The organism is Brevibacterium sp. HMSC22B09, assembly GCF_001806795.1.
Taxonomy (GTDB): Bacteria; Actinomycetota; Actinomycetes; order Actinomycetales; family Brevibacteriaceae; genus Brevibacterium; species Brevibacterium ravenspurgense.
The window spans coordinates 1-5,747 of record NZ_KV786017.1; the positions used below are offsets into that span (position 1 = coordinate 1).

General features: G+C 55.7%; 6 protein-coding genes and 1 pseudogene. All 7 read right to left on the minus strand.

Going from position 1 to position 5,747, the window contains the following annotated elements:
• Window positions 1-52: 52 nt before the first annotated feature.
• Window positions 53-1,284 (minus strand): IS3 family transposase gene (locus HMPREF3087_RS05920; protein WP_141738888.1). Its coding sequence is split into 2 segments (ribosomal slippage): window positions 53-993 and window positions 993-1,284, totalling 1,233 coding nucleotides; the frame shifts between segments, so codons are not numbered across the junction.
• A 94-nt stretch (window positions 1,285-1,378) separates the two neighbouring features.
• Window positions 1,379-2,161 (minus strand): annotated as a pseudogene (locus HMPREF3087_RS10390) (head maturation protease, ClpP-related); the annotation flags it as partial.
• Window positions 2,158-3,465: a phage portal protein gene (locus HMPREF3087_RS05935; RefSeq protein WP_070428447.1), complete on the minus strand. Its 1,308-nt coding sequence runs from the start codon at window positions 3,463-3,465 to the stop codon at window positions 2,158-2,160. The pseudogene HMPREF3087_RS10390 and the gene HMPREF3087_RS05935, both read right to left, overlap by 4 nt.
• 123 nt (window positions 3,466-3,588) lie before the next feature.
• Window positions 3,589-3,813: a DUF2283 domain-containing protein gene (locus HMPREF3087_RS05940; RefSeq protein ID WP_070424789.1), complete on the minus strand. Its 225-nt coding sequence runs from the start codon at window positions 3,811-3,813 to the stop codon at window positions 3,589-3,591.
• 4 nt (window positions 3,814-3,817) lie between these two features.
• Window positions 3,818-4,237, minus strand: a complete 420-nt coding sequence (locus HMPREF3087_RS10515) for a DUF4258 domain-containing protein (protein ID WP_141738889.1) — start codon at window positions 4,235-4,237, stop codon at window positions 3,818-3,820.
• 69 nt (window positions 4,238-4,306) lie between these two features.
• Window positions 4,307-4,672, minus strand: a complete 366-nt coding sequence (locus HMPREF3087_RS10520; protein ID WP_141738890.1) for a hypothetical protein — start codon at window positions 4,670-4,672, stop codon at window positions 4,307-4,309.
• A 135-nt stretch (window positions 4,673-4,807) separates the two neighbouring features.
• On the minus strand, window positions 4,808-5,747 hold a 940-nt coding region (locus tag HMPREF3087_RS05945), incomplete at its 5' end, for a terminase TerL endonuclease subunit (protein ID WP_256173055.1).

Here is a 5,747-nt window from a genome sequence, read left to right on the forward strand (position 1 = left end):
CACGCCCACCGACGGCGGCGGAGCAGGTGTTGAACCGTCCTGGGTTTCGTTCCTAGATGGTTGGTAAAGACAGTTCATCGTTGCTGAGGTTTTCGGCGTATTGGGTTTCGACTTCTGCTGGTGTTTTGTAGCCCAGTGCTTCGTGCAGCCGGGTGGTGTTCCACCAGTGGACCCAGTTCATGGTTGCGAACTCGACATCGGTCAGGCTGCTCCAGGCCGGCTGGGAGTAGATCAGCTCGGCCTTGTACAGGCCGTTGACGGTTTCGGCGAGGGCATTGTCGTAGCTATCGCCGACTGTTCCGACTGATGGGGTGATTCCTGCGGTGATGAGGCGTTCAGTGTAGGCAATGGCAACGTATTGCGATCCACGATCGGAGTGATGGACCAGTTCAGCAATGCCTGTGGTCGCGGTGTTCAGCGCGTGCTCTAGCGCTTCTAAGGACAGCGCGTGCGTCGTCATCGATGATCTGGTCGCCCAGCCGGCGATGCGGCGGGAGTACGCATCGATGACGAACGCGGTGTACACGCAGCCATACGATGTGCGCACATACGTGATGTCAGCGACCCACAGCCGGTTCGGGGCCGGTGCTTTGAAGTCTCGCATCACCAGATCCGGGCGCTCATCCGGTGTGCGCCCGGGTACCGTGGTGCGCGGTTTCCGGCCACGAACCACGCCGCTGATTCCGGCCTGACGCATCAGCCGTGCGACCTGGTCACGGCCGATCTTCCAGCCGCTTCGGCGCATCGCGTGCCACATTTTGCGAACGCCGTAGACCCCGTAGTTGCGGGCATGCAGGTCCTTGATGACCACGGTCAATTCCCGATCACGGATCTGGCGTTCGCTGGCCGGGCGGGTCTTCGCTGCCCGATAACCACGCGACGTTATGAATCCACCCTCGCGTGCTGCAAGTGTGCGGCAGATGAGCTCGACCCCGAACTGATCACGGTACATATCGATGTAGGCGATCATTTCGGCGAGGGGCGATCGAGCTCGGCTGCAAAAAACGCGGAGGCAGTTTTGAGGATCTCGTTCGCCCGTCGCAGCTCACGGTTCTCACGCAGTAACCGGCGCAGCTCTTCAAGCTCATCCGTTGTCGCGCCCGGCTCAGTGCCGGCATCACGTCTGGCCTGCTTCAGCCACCCGCGCATCGTATGCGGTGAGATCCCAAGTTTCGTTCCCACCTCCTGGGCAGCCGACCACTGCGAGCACTGCGTGTGGTGAAGATGATCCTCCACCAAACGCAACGCCCCCTGCTTGAACTCCTGGGTATAGACAGTTGGCATGATCCAATTCTCCTTCAATCAGTAGAACGGAACGAAACCCAGGACGGTTCAGGGCGTAAAGATCAACAACCCGCCGACCACAAGGCCGAGCGGGCTGCACAGAATCAACAGGATCAGGTTTGGGTTTGGGTTCGGGAGGCTTGCTAGCACAGGCGGCGATCAGGCGCTGCTCACACGGCCGGCGAGCAAACACCACACCCTGGTCCGCGTTCGTTTGGCCTGGTGGAACTGACTGGGGCTTGCCGGATTCCTTCTCCTCTTCCTCTTCGCCATCTGGATCCTGGCTGGTCAGCGGGTGGCGTTCGGTGGTGAGGAGTTGGTCTGCGAAGCCGAGTTGGATGGCCGCGGTGGCGTCCATCCAGGTTTCGGCGTCCATCATCCGCGACAGTTTCGCCCGCGACAGGCCGGTTTTGTCTTGGTAGGCGTTAATGATCGAATCCTTGACCGCCTCGAGCATCGACAAGGCTTTCGCGAGTTCGTCTTTGTCGCCGATGGCGAGGGTGGCAGGGTTGTGGATCATCAGCATCGATACCGGACTCATCGCCACCGTCTCGGCGGCCATCGCGATCACCGACGCAGCAGACGCGGCGATCCCGTCAATGTTGACCGTCACCTTGCCGGGGTAAGCGGTGAGCAGGTTATAGATCTGCGCTGCCGCAACCACGTCACCGCCAGGGCTGTTGAGCCAGATCGTCACCGGCCCCGAGCCAGCATTCAACTCGGACGCGAATAGGGCTGGGGTGATGTCGTCAGCAAACCAGGACTCTTCTGCGATCTGGCCGTTAATACGCAAAACCCGGACGGAAGCACCATCCGGGTCACTAGTGGTTTGATCGTCTGGCTGGGGCGCCTCCCAGTTCCAGAAACGTCTACTCATATCCTCCTCCTTACAAGGTGGTCTCGGGACTCATCGGGCGGATCCTCTGGTGGCGGGCTTTCGTCAGCTGGCTGGTTGGCGGCGTAGGCACCAGCCAGACCGAGGGGCAGCATGTTGCCGTTGACCAAATACAGGTCGCCGCCAGCCTCGGGTGTGATCCGGTCAAGGTTTTCTAACTCGCGGATATCGTTGGCGCTCATCCACCCGTTCTGGCGGGCCACCGCATACCCCTCCATGCGGGACTGGTAGTCACCGCGCAGTAGGCCTTCGAGGTTGAACTTCACAAACACCGACGGCTTCTCACGCTCCGACAGGAGGGTTTTAGTGATGGCTTGCTCGAAACGGATCACCCACGGATCCAACGTGTACTTCACAAACTCCAACGACTGCTGCTCAATATTGCTAAAACTGCTTTTGTCGAGGTCGCCGATCATGTGTGGCGGGATGCGGAAGATCCGGGCGATCTCGTTGATCTGAAACTTCCTGGTCTCCAAAAACTGCGCCTGCTCCGGAGACACACTGATCGGCGTGTACTTCATGCCCTCCTCCAAGACGGCGATCTTGTTGGAGTTACGGCCTCCGCCGAACGTGGCCTGCCACGAATCCCGCACCCGGGCTGGATCCTTGATCGTTCCCGGATGCTCCAGCACACCACCGGGGGCGGCACCGTTAGCAAAGAAGGACGCGCCGTAGTCCTCAGTGGCCTGGGCGAGGCCGATCGCGTTCTTCGCCATCGCAATCGGCGAATACCCCACTAGCCCATCGAAACCCAGGCCGGGGATGTGCAGCACGTCCGAGGGGGCTAGCCGGATGGTCTCATACTTCCCGGCGGGCTCATCCCAGGAGGTCTGGTACTCGTAGTAGAGCTGCCTGGTGTCCAAGTCTCTGCCGACGGCCATGCGGCTTGGCATGAGCGGATAGAGTGCGATCACTTCGCCGAGGCCGTTGCGGATCACCAGGGCGAACGCGTTACCCCACAACAACAGGTGCGTCATAAGGGTTTCACGGAATACGAAACTGGTCATTTCCGGGTTCGGCTCATCATGCAGCAGCCGATACAAAGGGTGGTCGAGAGCCTTCTCCTTCCCACCATCGCCACGCTGCCGATACACATGCAACGGCAGGCCAGCGATCGCTTCGGCGAGGATCCGCACGCAACTGTAAACAGCGGTTAGTTGCATAGCGGAATACTCAGTTATCGCACGCCTAGTTGAGGAAGACCCAAAAAAGAAACTATATCTACTGTTTGGTAAAGAGTGATTAGCAGTGTTCCGATTCCGAAATATAGCAGTAAGTTTGTTCATAATTTAATCTTTAAAGCAAGTGACCCCTACCGCTAAATTGCGGTAGGGATCACTGTGAAGAGCTAATAACAGAGCCTAAGTTGCCTACACTATTTTTCGTAGAAAATACCTAAAAGACGAAGTCTACAGCTGCTTTGCTTCACTGATTACATCAGCGTGTAAGCCAACTGAAGCTGATAGTATTTCAATCCCGAGAAGGTAGCCTTCTTTATCAACGTCTATTGTTACTTGCGTTTGACCGTTAGGCGTTTCTATGAATGAAACCTGCTGTGCCGCTTCACCGGCTCCAACATTCTTACCGAAAGTGATGTAGGCAGCATCGACTTCCCGATCGTAGGTCATGTGCATAAGTTCATCCTTTCGTGACAGTAATAATATTACCAGTCTTGTTGGCTACAATAACGCGAATTCTATTTTTGCCTTTACCTTGAGTGAACACAGAAGTTCCTTTCTTTCCTGCTGTTTTAGCACCATTTCTCACTACCTGTTTCACCAATTCTTTACTAACGCTTCTAGCAGCCATTTGAGTCAATGCATGACGGGTAAAATGCGCCATAACACCTAAAGCAGGGATCCAGAAAGGGTCGGCGACTACAGGATAAATTGTTGCGGCATCGGTGTGGACACGTTGAATTAAGCGGTTACCGTCAATTATATAATCCGTGTTGACGTTTGAGCCCTTTGCGTCAACTGCCCATGGTGGAGTGAAAGTCCCTACCAGGTTATCTTCTTGATCCCATACGGCTATTCCGCCGTCTTCCAAATATGTCAAGAGGTAATTCGAATCTATCTCAATGGAGTATTCCTTCGGAGAACTTGAATTAGGGATATGGAATTAATCTCAAAAAGCGCCGTCACCTTCATCGTGTACTTCTATCGAATAATCGCCATATTCGCTCGTGCTTAGAGTTCGAAACTTGTTAAGCGAATTAGCGGGAAGTGTCAATGAGAATTCTTCCATTGATGCAGAAGGAGCTGTAATTACCCCTTCGTCAATCTTCACTTTTCCTTCGTCAATTAAAGGTGTATCTAGAAAAACGTCAGGTTGAGTTTCTATAGCGGTTTCAATATCCTTAGAAACATCTTGTAAAGAAGAATTTGTGTAGGGAATTTCAGTAGCCGATGCAACTCCAGCAGCGGTAACAGCAAGCGCGCCTGCCGTTATTAAGGATATCCACCCGTAGAGTATAGACTTCTTGGTCTTCAATGCGATTCCCTTCGTCAGACCGATGATTATTACACGTCAGGAAGAGGGGCAGCAGGGAATCTTTAGGGCTGCGCCATCTTTAGTTGATACCGCAAGTTTATATGATGAGTGGCATAAGCGATATCGTTGTACTAGTCATAACACCAATAGTCCACGCGAGTCATACACCGATGTGTTGTCGTGTGGGTTTCCGCCGCGTATGGCGCGGTCGAGTGCCATGATGGTGGCGACGACTCCATCGATTTTCTCGGTAGAACGTTGTTTGTCGGGTTTGATGTTTCCGGCTGGGTCGGTGCGCACGTGAATGTTATCCACCATCCAGCTCAATATTGGATGCCCACCATGTGCCAGGCGTCCTTCGAGGGCGAGTTTCATCAGCTCCTTCGATGGTGGGGACATGTCGCGGAAGCCCTGACCGAAAGGGACGACGGTGAAGCCGGCGTCTTCGAGGTTTTGGGACATTTGCACGGCACCCCACCGGTCGAAGGCGATCTCGCGGATGTCGAAGCGGGTTCCGAGGTCTTGGATGTGGTGCTCTATGTGCGCGTAGTGCACGACGTTGCCCTCGGTCGTTTCGAGGAAGCCTTGGCGTTGCCAGAGGTCGTAGGGCACGTGATCCCGAGCCACCCGCAGGGTGAGGTTATCTTCGGGGATCCAAAACCACGGTGCGATCCCGTACTTGCCGTCGTCATCAGCGGCCTCTGGTGGGAAGACGAGCACGAACGCGGTGATGTAGGTGGTGGAGGCCAGGTCGAGCCCGCCGTAGCAGGCTCTGCCTTCGAGGTCGTCGAGGTTGACGGGGTGGTTGTTGGCGTTCCAGGTGTGCATGGGCATCCACCGCACGGACTGTTTCACCCATTGGTTGAGGCGCAGTTGGCGGAAGGTGTTCTCCTCAGCCGGGTTCTGCCTCGCAGAATTGCAGGCTTCACGGACTTTCTCGATCGGAACGGTAATCCCAAGGGAGGGGTTGGCCTTCGCCCATACGGTCTCGTCGGTCCAGTCGTCTTCTTGATCTGCTCCGTAGATGACTGGGTAGAACGTCGGGTCGACCGCGGCTAGCACGGCAGCATCATCA